The organism is Rhizobium sp. R635, from assembly GCF_002211285.1.
Lineage (GTDB): Bacteria > Pseudomonadota > Alphaproteobacteria > Rhizobiales > Rhizobiaceae > Rhizobium.
Map to the genome: position 1 here is coordinate 90,588 of NZ_LOKX01000009.1, position 25,456 is coordinate 116,043.

The following is a 25,456-nucleotide window of genomic DNA, read 5'->3' on the forward strand; positions in this document are numbered from 1 at the left end:
CTTGTGTGTTTCGCCCCTCATCCTCACCCTAACCCTAACCCCGAAAAACGGAGAGAAGGTGCCGGCAGGCGGATGAGGGGCAGCCCTTGAACCAGAGCCATTGAGATGCGCTTTATGCGCGGTCGCCGATCAGCGAAATCAACTGCGCCTTAGGGGCGACGGCGGAAGTCTCGGCGCCCACCGCCTTGCCGCCGTCCATCGTCACGCGGCCTTCGGCAAAGAGCCGCAGCGCTCGCGGATAGATCTGGTGCTCGACGGTGAGCACCCGCGCGGCCAGGCTTTCGGCGGTGTCGCCTGTGAGAATCGGGACGGCCGCCTGGCCGATGACCGGCCCTTCGTCCATGCCTTCGGTGACGAAATGCACCGTGCAGCCGGCGATCCGCATGCCGGCGTCGATGGCGCGCTGATGTGTGTGCAGGCCCGGGAACAACGGCAGCAGGGAAGGGTGGATGTTGAGCATCCGGCCCTCGTAACGCTGGATGAAAGTCGCCGTCAGCAGCCGCATGTAGCCTGCGAGGCAGAGGATATCGGGTGAAAGCGTGTCGAGCACGGAAAAAATCGCCGCCTCATGCGCTTCCTTGCTTGCATAGTCCTTGCGAGGAAAGGCGAAGGTGGCGATGCCTTCGGCATCAGCCTTGGCAAGTCCGCCGGCATCCGCCTTGTCGGAAATCACGCCGACGATCTCGGCCGGGTAGTCGGCGGCTTTCGCCGCCGCGACCAGCGCCATCATGTTGGAGCCGCTGCCCGAAATGAAGACGACGACGCGTTTGCGCGGCGTGCTCATAGGGCAAGCGTGCCCTTGTAGACCGTGCCGGCAGCGCCTTCGTCGCGGGCGATCATGCGGCCGAGGGTGACGACCTTTTCGCCTTCGGCTTCGAGCGCCGTCGATACCGCGGCGACATTCTCGTCAGCGACGACGACGATCATGCCGATGCCGCAGTTGAAGGTGCGCAGCATTTCCTTGGCCTCGACGCCGCCAGATTTGGCGAGCCACGAGAAGACCGGCGGCACCTTGACGGCGGCAAGATCGATCTCGGCCGCCAGATGCTTCGGCAGCACGCGCGGAATATTCTCGGGGAAGCCGCCGCCGGTGATGTGGGCGAGCGCCTTCAATGCACCCGTCTCGCGGATCGCTTTCAGGAGCGGCTTTACATAGATGCGGGTCGGCTCGAGCAGCGCTTCGCCGAGCTTCTTGCCTTCGGCGAACGGCGCCGGAGCATCCCAGCCGAGGCCGGAGAGTTCGACGATCTTGCGCACCAGCGAGAAGCCGTTGGAATGGACGCCGGAGGAGGCGAGGCCGAGGATTACGTCGCCCTCGGCGATATCGCCCGACGGCAGCAGTTGGCCGCGTTCGGCAGCTCCTACGGCAAAACCGGCGAGATCGTAATCGCCGGAGGAATACATACCCGGCATTTCGGCGGTTTCGCCACCGATCAGCGCACAGCCCGCCTCGCGGCAGCCCGCCGCAATGCCGCCGACGATGGCGGCACCCTGGTCGGGGTCGAGCTTGCCGGTTGCGAAATAGTCGAGGAAGAACAGCGGCTCGGCGCCCTGGACCACCAGATCGTTGACGCACATGGCGACGAGGTCGATGCCGACGGTGTCGTGATAATCCGCATCGATGGCGATCTTCAGCTTGGTGCCGACGCCGTCATTGGCGGCGACGAGGACTGGATCGGTAAAGCCTGCGGCCTTGAGGTCGAAGAGCCCGCCGAAGCCGCCGATCTCGCCGTCAGCGCCGGGGCGGCGGGTCGAGCGCACCGCCGGCTTGATCTTCTCGACGAGGAGGTTGCCGGCATCGATGTCGACGCCCGCATCGCTGTAGGTCAGGCCGTTTTTCCCAGACTGGCTCATGCTGGTCTCCGATGGCTGTTTTCAGGCGGCTAACATGCCGCGTCATCTGCCGGTCGCAATTGCATGACAGGGGCGTTTATGCAAGCGCTGCATGGGAAAAGCCCCCAATTTCCCGCGTCTTCCCTGAGCCTTTCCGGGATTTGGCGCAACAGGGTTGACCATCTTTGCGCCTGCATCCTATGTGCTGAATGGCCGCGCCGGATGAGACGCGGCGTTTATCGGCGGCGAGCGATCAGCGGGGAAGCGATGCCACAGCATGTCAGCGGCAACAGTCTCAAGCGCCAGATCTTCTTCTGGCTGGCCGTGCTCGTCTTCTTCATCGCCTTTCTTTATGTTTTCAGCTCGATCCTGCTGCCCTTCGTCGCCGGCATGGCGATCGCCTATTTCCTCGATCCGGTGGCAGACAGGCTGCAGCGGCTCGGCCTGAGCCGGATGATGGCGACGATCGTCATCCTGATTGCCTTCGTCGTCATTTTCGCCTTGGCGCTGATGATCCTCATTCCGGTGCTCATCAGCCAGTTCAACGATTTCGCCGAGCGGCTGCCGGGCTATATCAGCCAATTGCAGCAGTTCATCACCCAGACGCAGAATTCGCTGCTGCCGGACTGGGTCAAGAGCCAGGCCGGCACGATCAAGGACAATCTCTCCGGCATCCTTTCCGAAGGCATGGGTTTCCTTACGGGATTGTTCGCGCAGCTCTGGAATTCCGGCAAGGCGATCGTCGATGTCATATCGCTGCTCGTCGTCACCCCCGTCGTCGCCTTCTATATCCTGCTCGATTGGGATCGCATGGTTTCCAAAGTCGACCAATGGATCCCGCGCGACTATGTCGGCGATGTCCGCCAGATCGCCAAGGAGATCGACCAGGCGATCGCCGGCTTCATCCGCGGCCAGGGCTCGCTCTGCCTCATCCTCGGCATTTATTATGCCGCCGGGCTTTCTCTGGTCGGCCTGAATTTCGGCCTGCTCATCGGCCTCTTCGCCGGCATGATCAGTTTCATTCCCTATGTCGGTTCGCTTGTTGGTCTCATTCTCGCCGTGGGCGTGGCGCTCGTGCAGTTCTGGCCGGATTATCCCTGGATCGGCCTGGTGCTCGCCGTCTTCTTCAGCGGCCAGTTCCTGGAAGGCAACATCCTGCAGCCGAAGCTCGTCGGCTCCAGCGTCGGCCTGCATCCTGTCTGGCTGATGTTTGCGCTTTTCGCCTTCGGCGCGCTCTTCGGCTTCGTCGGTCTTCTGGTCGCCGTGCCGGCGGCCGCGGCCGTCGGCGTCCTTGTCCGCTTCGCGCTTTCACGCTACCTTCAGAGCGATCTTTATTTTGGCGGGTCGTCAGGCGGCCGCGTTCGGAAGACGAAATCAGTTCCCCATGAATGACGTGAAGAACGCTGATCCGAAGCGTAAGGCCGGAGAGCAGCTTCCCCTGGCCTTTTCGCATGACGTTGCAACCGGCCGCGACGATCTCCTGATCTCGGAGCGTCTCGCGGCGGCGGTTTCGATCGTCGATGCCTGGCCGAACTGGCCCTCGCCAGTCGTCATCCTCGCCGGCCCGGTGGGCTCGGGCAAATCGCATCTCGCCGGCATCTGGAAGGAACACAGCGGGGCGGAGATCATTCATCCCAAGGCCGGCTCCGATGCCGCCGTTGCGGCGGCGAACGGCCCCGTTCTGTTCGAGGATGCCGACCGTCTCGGCTTCGACGACAACACGCTCTTCCACGTCATCAACAGCGTGCGCGAAAACGGCACCAGCCTGCTGATGACAAGCCGTCTCTGGCCGATGTCTTGGTCGGTTCTGCTGCCGGATCTGCGCTCTCGCCTCAAGGCCGCCACCGTCGTCGAGATCGGCGAACCGGATGAAGCCCTGCTGTCGCAGGTGATCGTCAAGCTCTTCGCCGACCGGCAGCTTTATATAGATGACAAACTCGTGCTCTATATCGTCAACCGCATGGAGCGGTCGCTGAACGCAGCCCAGACGATCGTCGAAAGGCTCGACCGGCTGGCCTTGTCGCGGGGCACGAAAATCACCCGGTCCCTTGCTGCCGAAGTATTGAATGAATTGGGAAATTCGGAACCGGCCGATTGACTGTCACAGTTCCGTCGTGAAACTGATATAATTGCCGTCGCGATTGAAAACGGGGGAGCGGACCATGGACAGCGCAGTCGCAGAAAATCAGGAAGCCTTCCCGCAAACCAACGACAACGTCCCCCCGCTGGAAGAATTGCTGACGAGCCCCGAGCGCTTCATCAACCGCGAATTCTCCTGGCTGCAATTCAACCGCCGCGTCCTGGAAGAGACGCTGAATACCGAGCATCCGCTGCTCGAGCGTGTTCGCTTCCTGTCGATCTCCGCTGCCAACCTCGACGAGTTTTTCATGGTGCGCGTCGCCGGCCTCGAAGGCCAGGTGCGCCAGAACATTGCCATCCGCAGCCCGGACGGTAAGACCCCGGCCGAACAGCTCGACTCGATCCTGCAGGAAATCGACCATCTGCAGATGGAGCAGCAGGCCTCGCTCGCCGTGCTACAGCAGTATCTGGCCAAGGAAGACATCCTGATCGTGCGGCCGGGGGCCCTGAGCGATGCCGATCGCCAATGGCTGGCGACGGAATTCGAACAGGCGATCTTCCCGGTGTTGACGCCGCTGTCGATCGATCCGGCCCACCCATTCCCCTTTATTCCCAATCTCGGCTTCTCGATCGGCCTGCAGCTCGTCAGCAAGAGCGGACGTGAGCCGATGACGGCGCTGCTGCGCCTTCCGCCGGCGCTCGACCGCTTCGTGCGTCTGCCGGACGAGGCTGGCATCATTCGCTACATCACGCTGGAAGATGTCGCCAACATCTTCATCCACCGGCTTTATCCCGGTTACGAAGTTCAGGGATCGGGTACGTTCCGCGTCATCCGCGACAGCGATATCGAAGTCGAGGAAGAGGCCGAGGATCTCGTCCGCTTCTTCGAAACGGCGCTGAAGCGGCGCCGCCGCGGCAAGGTGATCCGTATCGAGACCGACTCGGAAATGCCGGCCTCGCTGCGGCAGTTCGTCGTCCAGGCGCTCAGCATTCCCGACAATCGCGTCGCCGTTCTGCCTGGTCTCCTGGCGCTGAACACTCTCTCCGAGATCACCAAGGCGCCGCGCGACGATCTCAGGTTCCAGCCCTACAATGCGCGATTTCCCGAGCGCGTCCGCGAGCATGCCGGCGACTGCTTCGCCGCCATCCGCGAGAAGGACATGGTCGTCCACCACCCCTACGAATCCTTCGACGTGGTGGTCCAGTTTCTTCTCCAGGCTGCGCGCGATCCTGATGTCCTGGCGATAAAGCAGACGCTTTACCGCACCTCCAACGACAGCCCGATCGTCCGTGCGCTGGTCGATGCCGCCGAAGCCGGCAAATCGGTGACGGCGCTGGTCGAGCTCAAGGCGCGCTTCGACGAAGAGGCGAATATCCGCTGGGCACGCGACCTCGAACGCGCCGGCGTGCAGGTCGTCTTCGGCTTCATCGAACTCAAGACCCACGCCAAGATGTCGATGGTCGTGCGCCGAGAGGAGGGCAAGCTCCGGACCTATTGCCATCTGGGAACCGGCAACTACCACCCGATCACCGCCAAGATTTACACGGATCTCTCCTATTTCACCTGCAATCCCGTCATCGCCCACGACATGGCGAATATCTTCAATTTCATCACCGGCTACGGCGAGCCGGAAGAGGGCATGCAGCTCGCGATCTCTCCCTATACGTTGCGCTCGCGCATCCTGCGTCACATCGAGGAGGAGATTCAGCATGCCAGGAACGGCGCGCCGGCGGCGATCTGGATGAAGATGAACGCGCTCGTCGATCCCGACATCATCGACGCGCTCTATCGCGCCAGCCATGCCGGCGTCGAGATCGATCTCGTCGTGCGCGGCATCTGCTGCCTGCGTCCGCAGGTGCCCGGCCTTTCCGAAAAGATCCGCGTGAAGTCGATCGTCGGCCGCTTCCTCGAGCACAGCCGCATCTTCTGCTTCGGCAACGGCCACGGCCTGCCGTCCGATAAGGCGCTGGTTTACATCGGTTCGGCCGACATGATGCCGAGGAACCTCGACCGCCGCGTCGAAACCATGGTTCCGCTGACGAATCCCACCGTTCATGAGCAGGTCTTGTCACAGATTATGCTCGGCAACGTGATTGACAATCAGCAAAGCTACGAGATATTGCCCGACGGTACGTCGCGGCGCATGGAAGTGCGCAGGGGCGAGGAACCGTTCAATGCGCAGCAGTATTTCATGACCAATCCGAGCCTGTCGGGCCGTGGTGAAGCCCTGAAGTCCAGCGCGCCGAAGCTGATCGCCGGCCTGCTCGACGGCCGCAACAACAAGTAAAACTGGACCTAAATGGTTGAATCTGAAGCCCAGGGGCGCCTTCCGGGGATCGCCCCGGTCTCCGTCGTCGACATCGGATCGAATTCCATTCGTCTGGTCGTCTACGAAGGCTTGTCCCGTTCGCCCACGATCCTCTTCAACGAAAAGGTTCTTTGCGGCCTCGGCAAGGGCATTGCTCTGACCGGCAAGATGGACGAGGCAAGCGTTGCCCGGGCGCTTCAAGCACTTCACCGCTTCAAGGCTCTCTCCGATCAGGCCCGCGCCGCCACCATATATGTGCTCGCGACGGCCGCCGCACGTGAGGCGAGCAACGGTCCCGATTTCATCCATCAGGCGGAGACGATCCTGCAGCGCCACGTCCGCGTGCTCTCAGGTGAGGAAGAGGCTCGTTTCGCTTCGCTCGGCATCATCAGCGGCTTCTTCAATCCCGATGGTATTGCCGGCGACCTCGGCGGCGGTTCGCTTGAGTTGATCGACATCAAGGGCAAGGAAGTCGGCAAGGGCATCACCCTGCCGCTCGGCGGCCTGCGCCTGTCGGAATATGCCAGCGGCTCGCTTTCCAAGGCTCGGACCTTTGCCCGCAAGCAGGTGAAAACGGCAAAGCTCCTTGCGAAAGGCGAGGGGCGCACCTTCTACGCCGTCGGCGGCACCTGGCGAAATATCGCCAAGCTGCACATGGAGATCACCAATTATCCGCTGCACATGATGCAGGGTTATGAAGTGTCGCTCGAAGCGATTATGCTGTTCCTCGATCAGGTGGCGACCGCGCGCGATTCCAAGGAGCCGGCCCTTCAGGCGGTCTCCAAGCATCGCCGCTCGCTGCTGCCCTTCGGCGCCATCGCCATGAAGGAAGTCCTGAGCGTCATGAAGCCTTCGATGATTTCCTTCTCGGCGCAGGGCGTGCGCGAAGGCTATCTCTATTCACTGCTTTCCGAATCCGAACGCCGCGCCGATCCGCTGCTGGCGGCTGCCGGCGAATTGGCGATCCTGCGTGCCCGATCACCGGAACATGCCCGCGAGCTGGCGGAATGGACCGGCCGCATGATGCCCCTCTTCGGCATCCAGGAAACCGAAGAGGAAAGCCGCTACCGTCAGGCTGCCTGTCTGCTTGCCGATATCAGCTGGCGCGCCCATCCCGACTATCGCGGTCTTCAGGCGCTGAACGTCATCGCCCACTCTTCCTTCGTCGGCATCAGCCATCCTGGCCGGGCTTTCATCGCCCTCACCAACTATTATCGCTTCGAGGGCCTGCACGATGACGGCGCCACCGGGCCGTTGGCGCAGATCGCGACAGCCCCATTCATCGAGCGCGCCAAGCTGCTCGGCGGCATGCTGCGCGTCGTCTACCTCTTCTCAGCCTCGATGCCCGGCATCGTCAAGAACCTGACCTTCCGCAAATCGTCGAACCCCGACTTCGATCTCGAATTCGTCGTCCCCCCCGAATACCGGGACTTCGCCGGCGAACGCCTGGACGGCCGTTTGCAGCAACTTTCGAGATTGACGAACAAGAGGCTGGCGTTCCGGTTCGAGTAGTACACTGCTTGCTCCCTCTTCTCCCCAGCGGGGAGAAGGTGGCCCGCAGGGTCGGATGAGGGGGCCGCACGGCACGCCCTTCATGTTGCCCTTCGCTTATGCTCAGCGCATTCGCGGCTTCGCCGCTCACCCCCTCAACCGCCTGCCGGCACCTGTACCTGGGTTGAGCCGCGGGTCTCAACCCGTCCTTCGGACCCCCGCTGGGGAGAAGAAGTTTGTGGCAGCGCCGAATTCCTACGTCACCTCAAGATTCGCGGCGCTGAAACAGAAAAAGGGCGGCGCCCACGCACCGCCCTCTCCATCTCAATTAAACCCGAATTACTTCGCGTTCAAAAACTCGCCAACCTCAAGCAGGCTGAACTCGTTGTTGTCGGCCTTGTCGACGGCGCGGCCGGCGGAGAAGGGCAGGTTGTTGTCGTTGCCGATAATGATGTGCGTGGCGTCGACGCGATCCACGTTTTCGATCGTCACGAACGGCATGTCGTAGACGCCGTCCTTGCTGCCGGCCTTCTTCTTGTTGTCGGGGTCCTTGATATCAAGGAGATCGATATAACCGATCTTGCGGACGGCCTTACCGACATTGGCGTCGTTGAACTCGATCTTGTAGGCGCGCTTCAGCACGGCCGGAGCTTCGAAGCAATCCGGCTTCGGCTGCTTCGGGTCGGCGCAGGCCTTGTCGCTGGCGCCGGCGCCGCTGTCGCGCTCGATGACGAGGGCGGTGGTGTCGTCGAGCATGTTGAAATCGCCGATGGACACACCCTTGTCCTCGAAGGGATAAAGCCAGCTGCGGCCGGTCCACTTCTTGGAGGCGACGTCGAACTCGATGACGCGGATGGCTGTGTGGCCGTCGACTGCCTCCATCGTGCCGTCATCCTTGTAGATGGCGCCTTCGAGCAGGCCATAGAGCTTGGAGCCGTCCTTCGACATGGCGAGGCCCTCGAAGCCGCCGGAGCGCTTCAGGTTGAAGACCGGCATCTTCGCCGCCGGATTGCCCGGCAGCTGGATCAGCGGATTGTCGGGCGAAAGCACCGGCTTGCCGTCGAGCGTCGTCGGGATGACGTCGGTCAGGCGGCCTTCGGTGTCGACCTTCAGGATGTAAGGACCGAATTCATCGCCCAGCCAGAAACCGTCGGCAACCGGCTGGATCGATTCGATGTCGAAGTCGGCGCCGGTGAGGTAGCGCGTATCCGTGCCTTCGAGCACGATCGGGAAGGGGGCGATCTTGTTGGGATCGGAAAGGAAGAGGTTCTTGACGACTTCAGCCTTGTTGGCCGCCCAGTCGAACTTCATCTGGTGCAGGAAAAGCATGGAGTCCGACGAATTGGCCTTGGAGCCGAAGCCGTTGTCCGAGAGCGTCCAGAAGGTGCCGTCGGCCATCGTCTTGATGCCGGAGAAGCCCTGGATCGGTTGACCGTCGAAGGGAAGCTTCAGGTCGGTGACGCGCGCGCCGTCCTTGCCGGGAACCGTGCCGAGCGCTTCGGTGCGCTTGCGGTCCGGCGTCGTGAACTTGCCGGAATGCTTGAGGAATTCGGGCGCGTCGGCCGGTGCCGCAACCATGGTGTTGGCAGGCAGGATCGCCTGGCCCGCGAGCTTGGCCGGAAATTCCTGCTGATCGGCCGAAGCGGAGCCAGCAATCAGGATGAAAAGCGATACGGATGCAAAAAGGATCTTCTTCATAATATCCCCATGAAACGGATGCGAATGCCTCCGCTTAGCAGGGCTTCCGTGTCAGGGAATTGACGGTTGGGTGAAGCTTTGGTGACTTGCCTTGCTCAGCCGTGCAGAATGACCGCGGGCGTGTTCAGCATGGTGACCGCGCGTGAGGAAAGCGCCATCACGCCGAGCGCCTGGCCGCGTCCTTTGACGGCATGAATGCCGAGATCCTCACAGGCGACGTCGTCTGGAAATTCCATGCGCCGGGCCAGCTCGGCGGAGATCAGCACCTGCCGGTTCAAGCTGCGGCAGAGCGTCTCCAGCCGGGAGGTCGTATTCACCGTGTCCCCGAAATAGCTGATCTTGTGGTGGTCGACGCCGACTTCCGCCGTAATGATCTCGCCGCCATGAAGGGCGGCGCGGAGCTTCGGCACCTGCCCGTAGCTTTTCCGCCAGCCGGCGGCATTGGCTTCGATATCGGCAAGGATGTCGAAGATACAGCGAACGCAGCGCGCATCCTTGATGCCGCGGGCAAGCGGCCAGGTGATGATCGCCGCATCGCCGACATAGTCGTTGATCATGCCCTTGTGACGCCGCACGGGCTCGGCGAAGGTCGCAAACAGCGAGCTCAGCAGTTGCTGCGCCCGGAGGTCACCATGCTTTTCGGCAAAAGCCGTCGAATCGACGAGATCGATGAACAGAAAGACGCGTTCTTCCTTGACCGGATTGCGGTAGCGGCTGATGAGCATGCTGAGGAATACCTCGCGGCCGAGCAACTCCCGCACCCGCAGGATGAAGATCAGCGCCGAGCAGACGGCAAGCGCATAGAGGAAGACCTCGAACGGCATGATGACGAGGTCGAGGGGCGAGGAGGGCGTGAGCATGCCGAGCGACCACAGCAGCAGGCCGGCGCAGGCAAAGCCGATGCTCATCAGGATCTCGTAGATCACCAGTTCCGTGATGATGAAAACGAAGGTCGGCAGCTTCTGGATGCGCCTGTAGAGGGTACGAAACAGCACCTTGCGCTCGAAGGCGAGGATCGGCATGCCGATGAAGAGCGCGAAGATAGCTCCGACAACAGGCGTCTGATTGGAATAGAACATCAGATCGTAGACGACGCCGCTGGCCGCCAGCACGATCGAGATCAAGATCCAGTTCTGCGTCGGAGATATTTCCCGCATGCCGCCTCTTCGTCGTGCTGTTTGCTCCCGCTATTGTTTCAGCCGGGAAAAAAGCGTCAAGCGAATTTGATTCTGCCCTGAAGCATGTCGAGCAAAACTGTGCAGCTGTTTTGCGGCAAGATATGTCGAAACAAAGGCCTAAAGCGCGGTAGGCGAAGGTGAAAGATCGCGACGCGCTCAGAGGCTGACGGTTTCGACCTTCCGGCCGACGAAGCGCAAGCCGATCTGGCCCTGGATCAGCTGCAGCGCCGGTTCGCCGAAAAGATCGCGCCGCCAGCCGTGCAGGGCAGCGACGTCGGCCTTCTCGCCGTCGGCGGCGATCTTGTCGAGATCCTCGCTGTTGGCGATCACCTTGGGCGCGACGCCGTGTTTTTCCGAGATGAGCTTCAGGAGCACCTTGAGCAGCTCGACGGCAGCCGCAGCCCCCTCGGGCGCCTGGGTCTGGCGTGGCACATGCGGCATATCTGCCTTCGGAAGAGCCAGCGCCGCATTGACGGCCTCGACGACGGCGCCGCCGGAGGCCGAGCGCTCCCAGCCTTTGGGGATGGTGCGCAACCGGCCGAGCGCCTCGGAATCCTTCGGCTGCTGCTGGGCGATTTCGTAGATCGCGTCGTCCTTGAGGACGCGCGAACGCGGCACGTTGCGGGCTCGCGCTTCGCGCTCACGCCAGGCGGCGACAAATTTCAGGACCGCCAGCTCCTGCGGCTTGCGCAGCCGCATCTTCAGCCGCTGCCAGGCGTCGTCGGGATGCATGTCATAGGTTTCGCGCGCTTCGAGAATGTCCATTTCCTCGCGGAGCCAAGACGTGCGGCCTTCGCGGTCGAGCTCAGCCTTCAGCGACAGATAGACGTCGCGCAGATGCGTGACGTCGGCCAGCGCATATTCCAGCTGCTTATCGGAGAGCGGCCGGCGGCTCCAGTCGGTGAAGCGCGACGACTTGTCGATATGGACGTTCTTGATGCGGCTGACCAGCTGGTCGTAGGAGACGCTGTCGCCGAAGCCGCAGACCATGGCGGCGACCTGGGTATCGAAGATCGGATGCGGGATGAGATTGCCGCGATTGAAGATGATTTCGATGTCCTGCCGCGCGGCGTGAAAGACCTTCAACACCTTCGTATCGGCCATCAGCTCGAAAAAGGGAGCGAGATCGAGGCCCTTCGCCAGCGGATCGACGAGAACTTCGATCGTCGGGCTCGCCATCTGGATCAGGCAGAGCTCCGGCCAGAATGTCGTCTCGCGCAGGAATTCGGTGTCGATGGTAATGAAGTCGGACTTGGCCAGCTCTTTGCAGGCGGCCGCCAAATCGGCGGTGGTTTCGATCATATCATTTCATTCGCAAGGAAAAGGTCGGTTGAACCTTCCTTCTCCTTTCGGTTCGATATGTCAATACAACAGCATACGCCTTCCAGCATTGCTGGCTAAGAATCACGACCAAACTGTGGCAAAGCTGAGCCTCAGCTCACTCTGACATAGCTCGTCATGCCCGTCTTTTGGTGTTCGATGATATGGCAATGCAGCACCCAGTCGCCGGGATTGTCGGCGACGAAGGCGAGTTGCACTTTCTCGTCGGGCTGGACGAGATAGGTATCGGAGACCAGCGGCATCACCTCCCGCGTCGAGGAGGAAATCACCGTGAAGCTCATGCCGTGCAGGTGAATCGGATGCGCATGCGGCGTGGTGTTCTCGAGATTGAAGACATAGCTCTTGCCGAGCTTCAATTCCGCGAGCGGCGCCGTCGGATCGGGCGTGTCGCCTGGCCACGGCACCTTGTTGATGGCCCAGAAACTGTAGCCGAGCGTGCCGCAGATGCTCTCGACGGCGGCATTCTCGGCCGTGGCGCTCAGCACCAGCGGGATCTCTTCCGCAGCCGAAAGATCAGCTTTGGGGACAGGATTTTCGGCAAGCAAGCCGAGATCGCCGATATTGCGCTTCAGCGACTGTCCGACGGCGCGCAGGCTGGCAATCGTCTTCGGCGTGGTGCCGCGGATGTCTTCGAGCGTCGCGATGGCGCCTTCTCCATCAGGTATGCGCACGGCAAGATCGAGCCGCTGACCGGGTCCGATCTGCAAGAGGTCGAGAGGGAAGCGCTTCGGCACCGGATTGCCGTCGATGGCGATGACCGTCGCATCGGCGCCTTCCATCTTCAGCGAAAAGATGCGCGTCACGTCGGTGACGGCGATACGCAGCCGCACCAGCCCGCCGGCCGGCGCATCATATTGCGGCTCTTGATGCCAGTTGGCGGTGCGCACCGTGCCGTAGGTGCCGGCCTTCGCCGCATCGCGCGGCCGGAAGGGCGCGATGAATTGCCCGTCGCCCCCGAGCCGCCAGTCGCGCAGGTTCAGCAGCACCTCCGCGTCGAATTCGGGATCGGCCGGGTCCTCGACGACGATCATGCCCGTCATTCCGTGCCCCATCTGCGTCAGCGTATTGCAATGGGGATGATACCAGAAGGTGCCGGCATCGGGCGGCGTGAAGGCGTAGTCGAAGCTGTCTCCGGTATAGACGTAAGGCTGAGTCACGAAAGGCACGCCGTCCATGCGATTGTCGATACGCAGCCCGTGCCAGTGGATCGTCGTCGGCTCGTCGAGCTTGTTGACCAGGCGCGCCGCAAAGGGCCGCCCCTTGATCATCCGGAGAGTGGGCGGCATGCCGTCCTGGCCCCAGCTCATCACATCTCTGGTCGCTCCTGCCTCTGTCAGCAGCGCCTCGGTCTTCAGCGCCGTCAGCAGTTGCGGCTCCGCGGCTGCCTCGGCAAAACCGAATTTCCCGGCAATGCCGATGCCGGCACCATAGGCGCCCGCGACGGCGGATGCCTTCAGCAGGTTGCGGCGGGTAAGGAGAGGCATGGGGCGCTCCGTGATGAGAATGCGTCCTTTTAAAGTTGACCGGCATTTTCATCAATATGGAAGGCGCGGGCCAAACTGCCGCAGTGCTGACGTCGCCGCCTCGCCATAAAGGCGTGCCAAACACCCGGCAGCGCGTGCCAAGCCTTGACAAATCGGAGCGTCCATGCGCTTTTCCGCCCGATTTTCTTGTCGGCGCTTGAGGGTCTTGGAGCCCTTGCAGCCGTCTCAGCACATCCAGGATTTGAGATCATGCATCGCTACCGCAGCCACACATGCGCCGCCCTCCGCAAGACGGATGTCGGCTCGACCGTCCGCATCGCCGGCTGGGTCCACCGCGTTCGCGACCATGGCGGCGTTCTCTTCATCGACCTTCGCGACCATTACGGCATCACCCAGGTCGTCGCCGATCCCGACAGCCCGGCCTTCAAGATGGCCGAAACCGTGCGCGGCGAATGGGTCATCCGTATCGACGGCCTCGTCAAGGCCCGCACCGAAGATACCGTCAACAAGACCATGGCGACCGGCGAAATCGAGCTCTATGCCCAGGAGATCGAAGTTCTCTCCGCCGCCAAGGAACTGCCGCTGCCGGTCTTCGGCGAGCCTGAATATCCGGAGGACGTCCGCCTCAAGTATCGTTTCCTCGATCTTCGCCGCGAGACCCTGCACAAGAACATCGTCAAGCGCACCCAGGTCATCTCGGCCATGCGCCGTGAAATGGGCGGCGCGGGTTTCACCGAATATACGACACCGATCCTGACGGCCTCCTCGCCGGAAGGCGCGCGCGACTTTCTCGTGCCGAGCCGCATCCATCCCGGCACCTTCTACGCCCTGCCGCAGGCGCCGCAGCAGTATAAGCAGCTCTTGATGGTCGCTGGCTTCGACCGCTATTTCCAGATCGCGCCGTGCTTCCGCGACGAGGACCCGCGCGCCGACCGTCTGCCGGGCGAATTCTACCAGCTCGACCTCGAAATGAGCTTCGTGACCCAGGAAGATGTCTGGAACACGATGGGCCCGCTGATCACCAAGGTGTTCGAGGAGTTCGCCGAGGGCAAGCCGGTCACCAAGGAATGGCCGCGCATCCCCTATGACGAGGCGATCCGCAAATACGGCTCCGACAAGCCTGATCTGCGCAACCCGATCGTCATGGAAGCGGTGACCGAGCATTTCGCCGGCTCCGGCTTCAAGGTCTTTGCCGGCATGATCGCCTCCAACCCGAAGGTCCAGGTCTGGGCGATCCCGGCAAAGACCGGCGGCTCGCGCGCCTTCTGCGACCGTATGAACGCCTGGGCGCAGAGCCAGGGCCAGCCCGGCCTCGGCTACATCTTCTGGCGCAAGGAAGGCGAAAAGCTCGAAGGCGCCGGACCGCTTGCCAAGAACATCGGCGAGGAGCGCACCGACGCGATCCGCACCCAGCTCGGCCTCGATGACGGCGACGCCTGCTTCTTCGTCGCCGGCGAGCCGGAAAAGTTCTACAAGTTTGCGGGCGAGGCTCGCACCAAGGCCGGCGAAGAACTGAACCTCGTCGACCGCGACCGCTTCGAGCTGTGCTGGATCGTCGACTTCCCCTTCTTCGAATGGAGCGAAGAGGAGAAGAAGGTCGATTTCGCCCACAACCCGTTCTCGATGCCGCAGGGCGGCCTCGAAGCGCTGCAGAACCAGGATCCCTTGACGATCAAGGCTTTCCAGTATGATGCCGTCTGCAACGGCTTCGAAATCGCTTCCGGTTCGATCCGTAACCAGTCGCCGGAAACGATGGTTGCCGCCTTCGAGAAGGTGGGGCTCAGCCAGCAGGACGTCGAGGACCGTTTCGGCGGCCTCTACCGCGCCTTCCAGTACGGCGCGCCCCCGCATGGCGGCGCTGCCTTCGGTATCGACCGCATCATCATGCTGCTCGTCGGCGCGAAGAACCTGCGCGAAATCTCGCTCTTCCCGATGAACCAGCAGGCTCAGGACCTGCTGATGGGCGCGCCGAGCCCGGCAACGCCGACGCAGCTGCGCGAACTTGCGATCCGGCCGATCCCGCCGGTGAAAAAGGACTGAGTTCTGTTCGTTTTCGAACGAGAGAGCCCGGCGATCAGTTCACAATCGCCGGGCTTTTCATTTGTGCCGATGCATGTTGGCGCCTGAAAAAGAAAAGGCTCGGCAGCGGAACTGCCGAGCCTGCTCTCATGAAGAAAGCCACGAAATCAGTCGTTGGCCGTAACCTTGACGCCGAGCACCTGGGGCAGCGTGTTCGGAGCGCCCATGGCAGCACCCACGATCGTCGGGAAGGGCACCGGCTTTTCAGGCGCGGCGCTGACCGTCAGGCTCTTCGGGTCGTCGAGGAAGGTGTTGACGGCGGCCGAAACGGCATTCTGCAGCTCCGGGATATTCAGCTGCGCCAACATGATCGGCGTCATCGCCTTCAGCGAATCCGCCATCTGCTTGCCGGACATATTCTGCTGCGAACCGGCATAGTCGAGCGCGCGCTTGGTGATAGAGGCATCTTCGAAGCGCACCTTTGCGCCCTCGAAAGACAGCTGCTGCATCAGACCGAGCATGGCGAGACCGAGCGCCTGCTGCGACTGTTCCTTGTTCGGGTTGGCTTCGGATTCCTTCATCGCATCCTGCATCGACTTGATGAAGGCCATCGTGTAGCCCGAGATTTTGAAGCCAAGGTTCAGCTTGCCGACGTTGGTGAAGTCGAAGGCGAATTCCGAAATGTCGATCGTGCCCGGCGCGAGTTCCCAGGCGCCCTTCATGGTGATGTCGCCCTGGACGTGCTGCAGGGCGAGCTTCTCGATCGCATCCTTGCTCTGCGGATCTTCGGCCTTGCTGAGATCGGCCTTCATGCTCTTGAAGGCGCCGTCGAAATCGAAGCCGGATTCATCTTCGCGCAGCGTCAGATTCATGTCGCTCTGGAGCACGGAGAAGACTTCCGCACCGTCCTTGACCACTTTCAGCGGCCCGGTATGGGCGGTTTCATAGAGCATCATGGTGTCGAGCGAGTCGCCGCCCGGCGTCGCCGGAACGGAAATGCCGCCGAGCGTCAGCTCCTGCGCGGTCACCGTGACGCCTTCCTTCGTCGTGTTGATGTCAGGGAAGGCGGCTTCTTCGATGTAATAACCGCCGTCTTCGTCTTCCTCGACGCCGGAAAGGGTGACTTCGCCGATGGCAAGGCTCTCGCCGCCGGTCGGTTTGACGCTGACATTCTTCAAGACAACGGTCGTGCCGTCGATATCGACGCCATCAGCCGAGATCGTTCCGCCCTGTGCTTCATAGGCAGCATTGAGCTTCTTCAGCAGATCGGCGCCGTCGAGAGCGAAAGCCGAGCCGGTAAGCGAGAAAAAGGCTGCGCCCGACAGCATCAGCCGCGTTGTCCGGTAAAAATTCATGGGGTGATTCCTCTGGTGGCGTGTGGCGGTTTGGAAATCTGCAGTTACGCTACTACGGATTGGGCCTGCTTTATATTGCGGCCCACTAATTTTTTGTTGAAGGGAAGGGCAAACGAAATCCAAATTGCCGCGATGAGCTTGTCTCATCCTTTGATGTCGGCCGGAAGACTTCATCCACAGCTGCAATAGGCCGGATTCCTTGCCCGCCGGGCTCTTCTGAGCTAGTCAGGACCCATGGGACAAGAGATTTTGCCGCCTTCCGGCGGAGACGACGACAATATTCAACCAGTCGACCTCAAGGCGGCGCTCGAGCAGCGTTACCTTGCCTATGCGCTGTCGACCATCATGCACCGCGCCCTGCCTGACGTGCGCGACGGGCTGAAACCCGTCCACCGCCGTATCGTCTATGCGATGCACGACATGGGCCTGCGGCCGACCGCGGCTTTCAGGAAATGCGCTAAGATCGTCGGCGAAGTGATGGGTAACTACCATCCGCACGGCGACCAGTCGATCTACGACGCGCTTGCCCGTCTCGCCCAGGATTTCTCGCAGCGCTATACGCTGGTCAATGGCCAGGGCAATTTCGGCAATATCGACGGCGACAGCCCCGCCGCCATGCGTTACACCGAATCGAAGATGACGGCGGTTTCCGAACTGCTGCTCGAAGGCATCGACCAGGATGCCGTCGATTTCCGCGACACTTACGATGAGTCGAATTCCGAACCGGTCGTCCTTCCCGGCGCCTTCCCGAACCTGCTTGCCAACGGTTCGTCCGGCATCGCCGTCGGCATGGCGACATCGATCCCGTCGCACAATGTCCATGAGCTTTGCGACGCCGCCCTGCATCTGATCAAACATCCGGATGCGACCGTCGAAAAGCTCGTCGAATTCATTCCCGGCCCGGATTTCCCCACCGGCGGCATCATCATCGACAATCGCGACAGCATTATCGAGAGCTACCGCACCGGCCGCGGCGGCTTCCGCGTGCGGGCGAAGTGGCAGACGGAGGATCTCGGCCGTGGCGGCTACCAGATCGTCGTCACCGAAATTCCCTTCCAGGTCCAGAAATCACGCCTGATCGAGAAGATCGCCGAGCTGTTGATCGCCCGCAAACTGCCGCTGCTGGAAGATATCCGCGACGAGTCGGCCGAGGATATCCGTATCGTCTTGGTGCCGAAGAGCCGCACCGTCGATCCGACGATCCTGATGGAATCGATGTTCAAGCTGACGGAACTCGAAAGCCGCTTCCCGCTGAACATGAACGTCCTGTCCATGGGCCGCATTCCCAGGGTCATGGCGCTGAACGAAGTGCTGAAGGAGTGGCTGGATCATCGCCGCGAGGTGCTGCAGCGCCGCTCGCGCTTCCGCCTTGCGGCGATCGACAGGCGTCTCGAAATCCTCGGCGGTCTTCTGATCGCCTACCTCAACATCGACGAGGTGATCCGCATCATCCGCGAGGAAGACGAGCCGAAGCCCGTCATGATGGCGCGATGGGATCTGACCGACAACCAGGTCGAGGCGATCCTGAACATGCGGCTGCGCGCCCTGCGCAAGCTGGAAGAATTCGAGATCCGCAAGGAGTTCGACGAGCTCACAAAGGAAAAGGGCGAGATCGAGGCGCTGCTCGCTTCCGACGACAAGCAGTGGCAGACGGTTGCCTGGGAAATCGGCGAGGTGAAGAAGAAGTTCGCCAAGGCGACCGAGGTCGGCCGCCGCCGCACCCAGTTCGCCGATGCGCCCGAAGCCGACGAGGAAGCGATCCAGCAGGCGATGATCGAGAAGGAACCGATCACCGTCGTCATTTCCGAAAAGGGCTGGATCCGCGCGCTGAAGGGCCACATCGCCGATACGGCGACGCTGACCTTCAAGGAAGGCGACGGCCTGAAAGTGGCCTTCCCGGCGCAGACGACGGACAAGATCCTGATCGTCACCACGGGCGGCAAGGCCTTCACGCTCGGCGGCGACAAGCTGCCTGGCGGCCGCGGCCATGGCGAGCCGCTGCGCATCATGGTCGACATGGATAACGACCAGGCGGTGCTGACCGCTTTCGTCCACGACCCCTCGCGCAAGCAACTGATCGTTTCCACGGCCGGCAACGGCTTCGTCGTTCCCGAAGCCGAGTTGGTCGCCAATACGCGCAAGGGCAAGCAGATCATGAACGTCGCGCTGCCCGAGGAAACGCAACTGCTCGTGCCCGTCAGCGGCGATCATGTCGCCGTCGTCGGCGAAAACCGCAAGCTGCTGGTCTTCCCGCTGGTGCAGGTGCCGGAAATGTCACGCGGCAAGGGTGTGCGCCTGCAGCGTTACAAGGATGGCGGCATTTCCGACGTCCGATGCTTCGCAATATCGGATGGCCTCGTCTGGGAAGACAGCGCCGGCCGCACCTTCACGAAGAACAAGGACGAGCTCGCCGAATGGCTTGCCGACCGCGCCACCGCCGGCCGCACTGTGCCGAAGGGCTTCCCGCGCAGCGGTAAATTCGCGGGCTGAGCTTTTACAGCGCCGCGCTCAATTTAGGTGCGGGCTGTAACGCTTTGATTTGCTGCAGAAGTAAATTCCGCGCCCGGCTCTTGGCGGATGCGGGAACTTCTCTATCTCATTGCTGTTACCAAAAATAAGAGAAGGCCGGTTGCGTGGGCGGACGGAACGGCTGTGGCTCGTGCGCCTGGGGAAGGCGCGCGTGCCCTTACCGGAGGAAAAAAGATGCCCGCCAGCACCATAAAATTGCATGTCAGCCACACCTACAAGGCGCCGCCCGCTGTCGTCTATGACGCCTGGCTCAACCCCGAAATCGCCCGGCGCTTCCTGTTTGCGACCGATGACGGTCATGTCATCCGTGCCGAGATTGATCCGCATGTCGGCGGCCGTTTCTTCATCGTCGATCGCCGCCCGACGGGAGATGCTTTCCATCAGGGTGTCTTTCTGGAACTGAAGCGCCCTCGGCACATGGCCTTCAGCTTCTCGGTCGAAGACCACGACCACAATTGCGACCGTGTCGAGATCGACATCGAGCCTCTCGGCGGCGGCAGCCGCCTGACGCTGACCCATGAAATGTGCGCCGAGTGGGCCGAACACGAGGAAAAGACCCGGCGGGGCTGGGCGCATGTCATCGAAGGGCTCGGCAGGGAGCTGGAACAGCAGCAGTTGAAGGCTACGGGTTGAGCGGCACGCTGAAGTCCCGAAGGAAGCGGGTCGCGCCTTCCTCGTCGATCTCCCCGGCGGCGACGGCAAGAACGAAAGCGTAGAGATTGGCGTCAGTGGTCTCTATCTCGTAGCCATTTTCGAGAAGGAATACGCCGGCGGTAACGATCGCGATGCGCTTGTTGCCGTCGACGAATGCGTGGTTGCGGGCAAGGCCGAAAAGATAGGCGGCGGCGAGTTCGATGACGTCTTCGCAGCCGTAATGGGCTTTGTGCATCGGCCGGCCGAGAGCGGATTCCAGCGCGCCTTCGTCACGCAGTCCGGCAAGCCCGCCGAATCGCTCGATCTGCATCGTCTGCAGGCTCTCCACCAATGGCCTTGTCAGGAATTTCAAGGCCATTATTCGGCCAGCTTCTTCAGGGCAACCTTATATTTGTCCATGAAATAGCGCGCCGCCTCAAGCTGACGGGACAAATCCTCATCGGCCGGTTTCAAATTGATGCCGCCGTTTTCCATTTGCAATTCCAGCGAGTCGCCTGCTTTCAATCCAAGGCGATCCAGCACCTCTTTGGGAATGATGACACCCTCGGAGTTTCCGATCTTGCGGATCGTGACGTTCATCGCTCTATCCTCTGTGGTAACGCCGTTATAACATGTCGCCAAGCAGGCGACAACGTCGCGTCATGCCTGTTGCCTGATGCTCTTTCCTCGCACCATCCAGAAGCAATGTCCGGCGATCGCGGCCACCAGGATGCCGCCGCCGAGGAGTGTCATCGTCGCCGGCGTTTCGGCAAAGATCAGCCAGACCCAGATCGGCGCGAGCACCGTTTCCAGCAGATAGAACATGCCGACCTCGGGCGCGGAGAGATAGCGCGGCCCGGTCGCAAGGCACCAGAAGGCAACGGGCATCATGATGGCGCCGTTGAAGAGGATCCAGCCGGGATGGGCGATGGAAAAGCCGGAGGGCAGCGCTTGCGCGAGACCGAGCGCGGCCGGCAGAATGGCGGCGAGCAGCGGCACGAAGCCCATTTCCCGGCGCGAGGCGCGCCCGACCGTGATGGCTGCGGCAAGAATGAGCGCGCTGAGAAGCGCCATGGCGTCGCCAAAAAAATGGCCGCTGGAAAGCCCTTCGCTGACGATCAGTCCGACGCCTGATATCATGAACAGCATGGCGATCAGCGTTGCGGCCTGCGGCTTCTCCTTGAGGAAAATCCAGGAAAGAAGCGCCCCGAACATCGGGTTGAAGGCGACGATGAAGACGACATTGGCTGTGGTCGTATTGAAGACGGCCAGCACGAAGGTGAGGGAGGAGATGCCGTAGAGCAGGCCGGCGAGCAGGCCAGGTCGCCCCGGAACCAGGACCGGCCATTTGCCGGAAGCAAGCCGAATCGTTCCAAGGATGACGAGCGTGGCAAGAACCGTTGCCGCACTTCGCATTCCGAGAACCGACCAGATGTCGCCGTCGCCAAGGCGGACGAGCGGGATATCCATCGAAAGCGCCAAGCCGCCGATCGCCGTCAGCAGCAAGCCCTTCCTGTGATCGGAACGAGCGGAAGGTAACATTCAGTCGTGGGTGCTTTCGGGCATGGTGGAGGGGTCGAAACGTTCCCAACCGCGCGGGGTCAGATGCTCCTGCGGTTGGAAGCGTGTCTTGTAGTCCATTTTCCGCGACCCTTGAACCCAATAGCCGAGATAGACATGCGGCAGGCCGAGCGCTTTCGTGCGCCTGACATGGTCGAGAATCATGAAGGTGCCGAGGGAGCGCCGCTCGAGCCCCGGATTGAAATAGGAATAGACCATCGACAGCCCGTCGCTCATCGTGTCGGTCAGCGCGGCGGCAAGCAGCTCGCCCTTCGGCCGCTCTTCCAGCCCGGAGCCTTCCTCGCGCCGGCGGTATTCGACGATTCGGGTGTTCACATGCGTGTCTTCCACCATGATCGCGTAGTCGAGCACGGTCATGTCGGACATGCCGCCCTGCTGGTGGCGGAAATCGAGATAGCGCCGGAAGAGCGAATATTGCTCGCTGGAAGGCTGGGCCGCAAATTCGGTGGCGATGACGTCGGAATTGGCGGCGAGCACCCGCTTCATCGATTTCGTCGGCTCGAATTCCTGGGCGAGGATTCTCACGGAAACGCAGGCCCGGCAGGATTCGCAGGCCGGACGGTAGGCGATGTTCTGCGAACGGCGGAACCCGCCCTGTGTCAGGATGTCGTTCATCTCGGCGGCGCGCGGACCGACGAGATGGGTGAACACCTTGCGCTCCATCTCATGCGGCAGATACGGACATGCAGCCGGAGCCGTCAGATAAAACTGCGGGGATGGCGTCGTCTGCGTATTCATTTGTCGCGGAAGTTTCCTTGTCGAGACAGTGCCGTTTTCTGACAGCATGACCTAAGAATAGAAAACGTCAACAGCGGGGCGGTTCCTGCCCTTCATTTCAGTCTTCTAATTTTAGATATGGAGCGCCTGCAACACCCGGCAAAGGGAAGGCGGAGACTTTATTTCGTCTCCGCCCGATGGTCTCAGGCCGTGCGCACCGTCACGGTGCCGACCAGCAGGTCGTGGATGAGACGGCTGCGCTCGATAAGCAGGCCGGCAAGCAGGATGAGCGGCGTCAGCACCGAGTTGAGGATCCAGAACAGCGCCAGATGCACGATCGCCGTCAGGAAATCCATCGGCCGGCCGTCGACGCGCACGATCGCGATTCCCATCGCGCGCATGCCGAGCGAGGCCTGGCTCGATCCGCCCACGGTCAGGCCGAAATAAATGCCGGCCACGATGACGAAGAGGGCAGGGTAAAGCAGGAAGCCGAGGCCGAGCGTGAGGATCGACAGGAAGAACAGCACGACAGCGGCCGGAATCCAGAGCAGCGCCACGATGACGTAATCGAGGATGAAGGCGAGGACGCGGCGGCTCAACACGCCGCTATAGGCGCGCCAGTCCTCCGGTGCGGCATAAAGCGGGTTGGGGTTGTAGCTCATCTCAATCTCCTCAGGAAAAGCGATGCCGCTGATATGGTATCGGCGGGACGAAATACAATAATTCGCCTCATACTCACCGTTTGCTGAGAATTTTCGCCACCTCGACCGCGAAATAGGTGAGAATGCCGTCGCATCCCGCCCGCTTGAACGACAGCAGCGTTTCGAGCATCGCCCGTTCACCGTCGATCCAGCCGTTCATCGCCGCCGCCTTGATCTGCGTGTATTCGCCTGAAACCTGATAGGCGAAGGTCGGCAGGCCGAAGGCCTCCTTCATGCGCCAGCAGATATCGAGATAGGGCAGGCCGGGCTTGACCATCAGCATGTCGGCGCCTTCCTCGACGTCGAGGGCCGCGTCGCGGATCGCCTCGGTGCCGTTGGCCGGGTCGATATAATAGGTCTTCTTATCGCCTTTCAGCAGCCCGCCGGTCGAGATCGCCTCACGATAGGGGCCGTAGAAGGCGGAAGCGAATTTCGTCGCATAGCTCATGATGCCGACGCTCTGGTGGCCGGCGGCATCGAGCGCCATGCGGATCACGCCGATGCGGCCGTCCATCATTTCCGACGGCGCGATGATGTCGGCGCCGGCATCGGCCTGCATCACGGCGGCGCGCGCCACCTGATCGACCGTCTCGTCATTGACGATCTCGCCGTCTCTCAGGATGCCGTCATGGCCATGGCTGGTGAAGGGATCGAGCGCGACGTCGGTGATGATGCCGATATTGGGCACGGCCTTCTTGATCGCTGCCGTCGCCTGGTTGATCAGGTTGTTGGCTTCGAGGCTGTTCGAGCCGGTCTCGTCGCGCAGCTCCATCTCGATGTTCGGGAAGGTCGCGAGCGCCGGAATGCCGAGGCCGGCGGCTTCCTTTGCGGCTTCGACGGCTTTGTCGATGCTCATGCGGTTGACGCCCGGCATGGCCGGGATCGGATCGACGATGCCGGAGCCCGGTACGATGAAGATCGGCCAGATCAGGTCGTCGACCGTCAGCCGGTTTTCCTGTACGAGACGGCGCGTCCAGTCCGCCTTGCGGTTGCGCCGCATGCGGCGGTGGCCGGTGATTTCGTCGACGAGATGCGTCTTGTCCTGCATGATATCTATCCCCAGCCCATTCCATTTATCGGAGCGCTCATTATCATGGCGCCCGGAAAATCCAAACCGGACGATTGGCCGCGGCGGAAAACTGCTTGTAACGATGCAACCCCGAACAGATGTTTGCGCTTATGGAAACCGACTCCCCGACGATACCGAAACGCACGCTGGCGGATCTTCTCTTCATTCTCTTCCTGAGGCTGGTCGCCGTCTCCTGCTTCTGGTTCGGGCTGCAATACTGGGCGATGCTCGTCGGTTATTCGCTGGTCGGCACCGGCCGCTTCGATCTTTTGAGCCTGCCGTGGAAGGTGGCGAGCATCAGCCTTGCCGTGCTGTTCCCCGTCGCTTCCCTCGGGCTTTGGCTGACCGTCTCCTGGGGTCCCGTCATCTGGGTGCTGGCGGCCGGCGGCCAGATCGTGATGCACGGGCTGCTGCCCGAGATTTTCGGCGCCAACCAGCTGATCATCCTGCTGCATGGTATGGTCGCCGTCGTCTACTGGATTTTCCGCCTTCTGCTCTGGCTGGAAAAGCGCCGGCACCGCCGCCAGGTAAGCGTTGATTTACCCTGAGACAACGTGGGGTTTCCGGTAAGGCTCCATTAAGCCTGCGGTTTAAGTCGAATTTTATATGTATTCGATAGGGTCTCACTCAAGGCGGGAAGAAAACAAAACCGCCAATCAAACAGTGAGGCAGTCAATATGAATACGAAAATCAAGCCGCAGGCGGTATCCAACTTCCGTGACCAGCAGGATCAGGGCATCCGTGATCTTTACATGGAATCCCTTCATCTTGTTGAACGTCTTCATCGCCGTCTTCTCGACGTCATCAAGGACGAGTTCGACCGTCAGGGCCGCAGCGACGTCAACGCCATCCAGGCGCTGCTCCTTTTCAACATCGGCAATTCCGAGCTGACCGCCGGCGAGCTGCGCTCGCGGGGCTATTATCTCGGCTCCAACGTTTCCTACAACGTCAAGAAGCTGGTCGACCTCGGCTTCATCAACCACCAGCGCTCGCGCATCGACCGCCGCTCGGTCCGCATCAGCCTGACCGAAACCGGCCAGGACATCGCCGAAACGGTCGCCAAGCTCTACGAACGCCACATCGCCTCGATCGACAAAGTCGGCGGCATCGGCACCGACGAGTTCACCCAGATGAACAAGCTGTTGCAGCGGCTCGATCGTTTCTGGAACGACCAGATTTTGTATCGCCTCTAAGACCCGAGACCTCCTTTCAGGGTTGAAGAAAACCGGATGCGTTCCCTGCGCGTCCGGTTTTGCCGTTTGCACTCGCGTGGCATCTTTGCAACGCACGGCGGCCAAGCGTAAAGGCCGGTATTCAAGCCGTTTTTTAGCCGTTATTAACCGGCACGATTTACCCCGTCATATGGTTCGTTGCGTGATGAACTCGGCCATCGGCAGCTGCCCTCGGCCTGACAACACGAATTGGCCATATTGGTGTGG

Annotated in this window: 22 protein-coding genes; 9 read left to right on the forward strand and 13 right to left on the reverse strand. The window is 61.5% G+C overall.

Going from position 1 to position 25,456, the window contains the following annotated elements:
- Positions 1-112 precede the first annotated feature (112 nt).
- Positions 113-784 carry a phosphoribosylglycinamide formyltransferase gene (purN, locus tag ATY78_RS09360; protein ID WP_088682064.1) on the reverse strand — a complete coding sequence of 224 codons (672 nt, stop codon included), beginning with the start codon at positions 782-784 and terminating at the stop codon, positions 113-115.
- Positions 781-1,854, reverse strand: a complete 1,074-nt coding sequence (gene purM / locus ATY78_RS09365) for a phosphoribosylformylglycinamidine cyclo-ligase (protein WP_088682065.1) — start codon at positions 1,852-1,854, stop codon at positions 781-783. Before purM ends, purN begins: the two co-directional genes overlap by 4 nt.
- Positions 1,855-2,100: 246 nt before the next feature.
- On the opposite strand from purM, the gene ATY78_RS09370 reads away from it, so the two are divergent.
- The 4 genes from ATY78_RS09370 to ppx all read left to right on the forward strand — a co-directional run bounded on the left by ATY78_RS09370 (position 2,101) and on the right by ppx (position 7,733).
- Positions 2,101-3,225: an AI-2E family transporter gene (locus tag ATY78_RS09370; RefSeq protein ID WP_088682066.1), complete on the forward strand. Its 1,125-nt coding sequence runs from the start codon at positions 2,101-2,103 to the stop codon at positions 3,223-3,225.
- Positions 3,218-3,931, forward strand: coding sequence for a DnaA regulatory inactivator HdaA (gene hdaA, locus ATY78_RS09375; RefSeq protein ID WP_088682067.1), 714 nt, complete (start codon positions 3,218-3,220; stop codon positions 3,929-3,931). The genes ATY78_RS09370 and hdaA overlap by 8 nt, the downstream gene beginning before the upstream one ends.
- A 64-nt stretch (positions 3,932-3,995) precedes the next feature.
- Complete coding sequence (locus ATY78_RS09380) at positions 3,996-6,200, forward strand: RNA degradosome polyphosphate kinase (protein ID WP_088682068.1); 2,205 nt, start codon at positions 3,996-3,998, stop codon at positions 6,198-6,200.
- Positions 6,201-6,212: 12 nt separating this feature from the next.
- Positions 6,213-7,733 carry an exopolyphosphatase gene (gene ppx / locus ATY78_RS09385; protein WP_088682069.1) on the forward strand — a complete coding sequence of 507 codons (1,521 nt, stop codon included), beginning with the start codon at positions 6,213-6,215 and terminating at the stop codon, positions 7,731-7,733.
- Positions 7,734-8,051: 318 nt separating this feature from the next.
- Here ppx and ATY78_RS09390 read toward each other — a convergent pair whose 3' ends face one another.
- From ATY78_RS09390 to ATY78_RS09405, 4 genes are all read right to left on the reverse strand, one after another.
- Entirely contained in the window at positions 8,052-9,410 is a 1,359-nt protein-coding gene (locus ATY78_RS09390; RefSeq protein ID WP_088682070.1) for an esterase-like activity of phytase family protein, read from the reverse strand.
- A gap of 95 nt (positions 9,411-9,505) precedes the next feature.
- On the reverse strand, positions 9,506-10,567 hold the full coding sequence (locus tag ATY78_RS09395) for an adenylate/guanylate cyclase domain-containing protein (RefSeq protein WP_088682071.1): 1,062 nt from the start codon (positions 10,565-10,567) through the stop codon (positions 9,506-9,508).
- A 177-nt stretch (positions 10,568-10,744) separates the two neighbouring features.
- Positions 10,745-11,890: a ribonuclease D gene (rnd, locus tag ATY78_RS09400; RefSeq protein ID WP_088682072.1), complete on the reverse strand. Its 1,146-nt coding sequence runs from the start codon at positions 11,888-11,890 to the stop codon at positions 10,745-10,747.
- Positions 11,891-12,021: 131 nt separating this feature from the next.
- Complete coding sequence (locus ATY78_RS09405) at positions 12,022-13,413, reverse strand: multicopper oxidase family protein (RefSeq protein ID WP_088682073.1); 1,392 nt, start codon at positions 13,411-13,413, stop codon at positions 12,022-12,024.
- Between the two features lie 249 nt (positions 13,414-13,662).
- Here ATY78_RS09405 and aspS point away from each other — a divergent pair, with 249 nt between their 5' ends.
- Positions 13,663-15,453, forward strand: coding sequence for an aspartate--tRNA ligase (aspS, locus tag ATY78_RS09410; protein ID WP_088682074.1), 1,791 nt, complete (start codon positions 13,663-13,665; stop codon positions 15,451-15,453).
- A 146-nt stretch (positions 15,454-15,599) separates the two neighbouring features.
- Here the strand turns inward: aspS and ATY78_RS09415 are convergent, their stop codons facing one another.
- On the reverse strand, positions 15,600-16,787 hold the full coding sequence (locus ATY78_RS09415; RefSeq protein ID WP_088682075.1) for a hypothetical protein: 1,188 nt from the start codon (positions 16,785-16,787) through the stop codon (positions 15,600-15,602).
- A gap of 234 nt (positions 16,788-17,021) precedes the next feature.
- Between ATY78_RS09415 and parC the strand changes: the two genes are divergently transcribed.
- Both parC and ATY78_RS09425 read left to right on the forward strand, forming a co-directional pair.
- The gene (gene parC / locus ATY78_RS09420) at positions 17,022-19,277 is read left to right on the forward strand and encodes a DNA topoisomerase IV subunit A (protein WP_088682076.1); all 2,256 of its coding nucleotides are present in this window, start codon (positions 17,022-17,024) and stop codon (positions 19,275-19,277) included.
- A gap of 213 nt (positions 19,278-19,490) precedes the next feature.
- The gene (locus tag ATY78_RS09425) at positions 19,491-19,949 is read left to right on the forward strand and encodes an SRPBCC domain-containing protein (RefSeq protein WP_088682077.1); all 459 of its coding nucleotides are present in this window, start codon (positions 19,491-19,493) and stop codon (positions 19,947-19,949) included.
- Here ATY78_RS09425 and ATY78_RS09430 read toward each other — a convergent pair.
- The 6 genes from ATY78_RS09430 to hemB form a co-directional block, all read right to left on the reverse strand.
- Positions 19,939-20,328 carry a type II toxin-antitoxin system death-on-curing family toxin gene (locus ATY78_RS09430; RefSeq protein ID WP_088682078.1) on the reverse strand — a complete coding sequence of 130 codons (390 nt, stop codon included), beginning with the start codon at positions 20,326-20,328 and terminating at the stop codon, positions 19,939-19,941. The genes ATY78_RS09425 and ATY78_RS09430 overlap by 11 nt on opposite strands.
- Positions 20,328-20,549 carry an AbrB/MazE/SpoVT family DNA-binding domain-containing protein gene (locus ATY78_RS09435; RefSeq protein WP_088682079.1) on the reverse strand — a complete coding sequence of 74 codons (222 nt, stop codon included), beginning with the start codon at positions 20,547-20,549 and terminating at the stop codon, positions 20,328-20,330. The genes ATY78_RS09430 and ATY78_RS09435 overlap by 1 nt, the downstream gene beginning before the upstream one ends.
- A gap of 60 nt (positions 20,550-20,609) precedes the next feature.
- On the reverse strand, positions 20,610-21,491 hold the full coding sequence (locus ATY78_RS09440; protein WP_088682080.1) for a DMT family transporter: 882 nt from the start codon (positions 21,489-21,491) through the stop codon (positions 20,610-20,612).
- Complete coding sequence (locus ATY78_RS09445; RefSeq protein ID WP_088682081.1) at positions 21,492-22,268, reverse strand: arginyltransferase; 777 nt, start codon at positions 22,266-22,268, stop codon at positions 21,492-21,494. It lies immediately after the preceding gene.
- A 182-nt stretch (positions 22,269-22,450) separates the two neighbouring features.
- Positions 22,451-22,909, reverse strand: coding sequence for an RDD family protein (locus ATY78_RS09450; RefSeq protein WP_088682082.1), 459 nt, complete (start codon positions 22,907-22,909; stop codon positions 22,451-22,453).
- Positions 22,910-22,982: 73 nt separating this feature from the next.
- Entirely contained in the window at positions 22,983-23,996 is a 1,014-nt protein-coding gene (gene hemB / locus ATY78_RS09455; RefSeq protein WP_088682083.1) for a porphobilinogen synthase, read from the reverse strand.
- A 131-nt stretch (positions 23,997-24,127) separates the two neighbouring features.
- On the opposite strand from hemB, the gene ATY78_RS09460 reads away from it, so the two are divergent.
- Both ATY78_RS09460 and ATY78_RS09465 read left to right on the forward strand, forming a co-directional pair.
- Positions 24,128-24,565: a DUF6163 family protein gene (locus ATY78_RS09460; RefSeq protein ID WP_088682098.1), complete on the forward strand. Its 438-nt coding sequence runs from the start codon at positions 24,128-24,130 to the stop codon at positions 24,563-24,565.
- Positions 24,566-24,694: 129 nt separating this feature from the next.
- Positions 24,695-25,210, forward strand: coding sequence for a MarR family winged helix-turn-helix transcriptional regulator (locus tag ATY78_RS09465; RefSeq protein WP_008522155.1), 516 nt, complete (start codon positions 24,695-24,697; stop codon positions 25,208-25,210).
- The last annotated feature ends 246 nt before the right edge of the window (positions 25,211-25,456 follow it).

Coding starts and splice junctions, on each gene's coding strand:
- parC (WP_088682076.1), top strand. CDS start 17,022: ATGGGACAAGAGATTTTGCCGCCTTCCGGCGGAGACGACGACAATATT.
- ATY78_RS09435 (WP_088682079.1), bottom strand. CDS start 20,549: ATGAACGTCACGATCCGCAAGATCGGAAACTCCGAGGGTGTCATCATT.
- ATY78_RS09405 (WP_088682073.1), bottom strand. CDS start 13,413: ATGCCTCTCCTTACCCGCCGCAACCTGCTGAAGGCATCCGCCGTCGCG.
- hdaA (WP_088682067.1), top strand. CDS start 3,218: ATGAATGACGTGAAGAACGCTGATCCGAAGCGTAAGGCCGGAGAGCAG.
- purN (WP_088682064.1), bottom strand. CDS start 784: ATGAGCACGCCGCGCAAACGCGTCGTCGTCTTCATTTCGGGCAGCGGC.
- rnd (WP_088682072.1), bottom strand. CDS start 11,890: ATGATCGAAACCACCGCCGATTTGGCGGCCGCCTGCAAAGAGCTGGCC.
- ATY78_RS09425 (WP_088682077.1), top strand. CDS start 19,491: ATGCCCGCCAGCACCATAAAATTGCATGTCAGCCACACCTACAAGGCG.
- ATY78_RS09415 (WP_088682075.1), bottom strand. CDS start 16,787: ATGAATTTTTACCGGACAACGCGGCTGATGCTGTCGGGCGCAGCCTTT.
- ATY78_RS09395 (WP_088682071.1), bottom strand. CDS start 10,567: ATGCGGGAAATATCTCCGACGCAGAACTGGATCTTGATCTCGATCGTG.
- hemB (WP_088682083.1), bottom strand. CDS start 23,996: ATGCAGGACAAGACGCATCTCGTCGACGAAATCACCGGCCACCGCCGC.
- ATY78_RS09445 (WP_088682081.1), bottom strand. CDS start 22,268: ATGAATACGCAGACGACGCCATCCCCGCAGTTTTATCTGACGGCTCCG.
- ATY78_RS09370 (WP_088682066.1), top strand. CDS start 2,101: ATGCCACAGCATGTCAGCGGCAACAGTCTCAAGCGCCAGATCTTCTTC.
- ATY78_RS09430 (WP_088682078.1), bottom strand. CDS start 20,328: ATGGCCTTGAAATTCCTGACAAGGCCATTGGTGGAGAGCCTGCAGACG.
- ATY78_RS09390 (WP_088682070.1), bottom strand. CDS start 9,410: ATGAAGAAGATCCTTTTTGCATCCGTATCGCTTTTCATCCTGATTGCT.
- aspS (WP_088682074.1), top strand. CDS start 13,663: ATGCATCGCTACCGCAGCCACACATGCGCCGCCCTCCGCAAGACGGAT.
- ATY78_RS09450 (WP_088682082.1), bottom strand. CDS start 22,909: ATGAGCTACAACCCCAACCCGCTTTATGCCGCACCGGAGGACTGGCGC.
- ATY78_RS09440 (WP_088682080.1), bottom strand. CDS start 21,491: ATGTTACCTTCCGCTCGTTCCGATCACAGGAAGGGCTTGCTGCTGACG.
- ppx (WP_088682069.1), top strand. CDS start 6,213: ATGGTTGAATCTGAAGCCCAGGGGCGCCTTCCGGGGATCGCCCCGGTC.
- ATY78_RS09465 (WP_008522155.1), top strand. CDS start 24,695: ATGAATACGAAAATCAAGCCGCAGGCGGTATCCAACTTCCGTGACCAG.
- purM (WP_088682065.1), bottom strand. CDS start 1,854: ATGAGCCAGTCTGGGAAAAACGGCCTGACCTACAGCGATGCGGGCGTC.
- ATY78_RS09380 (WP_088682068.1), top strand. CDS start 3,996: ATGGACAGCGCAGTCGCAGAAAATCAGGAAGCCTTCCCGCAAACCAAC.
- ATY78_RS09460 (WP_088682098.1), top strand. CDS start 24,128: ATGGAAACCGACTCCCCGACGATACCGAAACGCACGCTGGCGGATCTT.